Origin of the sequence: Candidatus Phytoplasma citri (assembly GCF_002009625.1) — a bacterium.
Taxonomy (GTDB): domain Bacteria; phylum Bacillota_I; class Bacilli_A; order Acholeplasmatales; family Acholeplasmataceae; genus Phytoplasma; species Phytoplasma citri.
This window is the reverse complement of the sequence record NZ_MWKN01000075.1, coordinates 1-761: the sequence shown is the minus strand read 5'-3', so window position 1 is coordinate 761 and position 761 is coordinate 1. Positions and strand designations below refer to the sequence as shown.

The window sequence follows — 761 nt, the reverse complement described above, 5'->3', positions numbered from 1 at the left end:
ATTGTAAATAAAACAGCAAATACAAATCGCTGCATAAAACACAATTAATCTATCCGTATCATTAACCATGTGTAATCCAGATAATCAAATTGAAACATTAGAACGAAATTATAATTATTATCAATTGGCTAAAAAAATATTTTTTAACACACCTTTTAAGGTTAAAGTAATTTGGACAGAAGCTTTAATATATCAACCTAAAAAAAATTATGATTTAATTTTTATTGATGGCGCTAAATCGCAATATTGTAAGTTATTCGAAAAATACCAAAAATTTATCAAAAATAATGGTTTTATTATTTGCGATAATTTAAATTTTCATAATTTGTTTATGCAAAAAAATAATTCTAAAAATGTTTGCAGAATTCTTAAGGGCGCCAAAGAGGCCTAAATTTCGTGCTATCTCACCAATAGCCAGAGCCGATAAACTCTGAATGGAGATGGTCGGTCTGACAAACGAAAGAATGTCAGATTACAGCAGACCATAAAAGCGGGTTGCGACGAAAGCAAATTAGTCAAAAAGACCTCGCCACCAAATAATTCGATGGAGAAGCCTGAGATGGCCTAAGAAGGAAAATTGATGTATTTCTGAACCTGTTCCGGAAGTTGCTTAAACGGACAGTCCAGAGACTACTAGTATATATTAAGAGTACGGAGTAGTTTATCAAACAAAAAACCTGGAATCAGCCTCCAAAAGAGGATACTTCCCCTAAGGAATTAAGGTAGAAATTTAGAGTAACTTGGAGAATCCTAAAACGAAG

1 protein-coding gene is annotated in these 761 nt (G+C 32.2%); it reads left to right on the top strand.

Features of this window, described 5'->3' with window-relative positions; genetic code table 11:
- Positions 1-67 precede the first annotated feature (67 nt).
- Positions 68-391: an O-methyltransferase gene (locus B2G44_RS01960; protein WP_078123158.1), complete on the top strand. Its 324-nt coding sequence runs from the start codon at positions 68-70 to the stop codon at positions 389-391.
- The last annotated feature ends 370 nt before the right edge of the window (positions 392-761 follow it).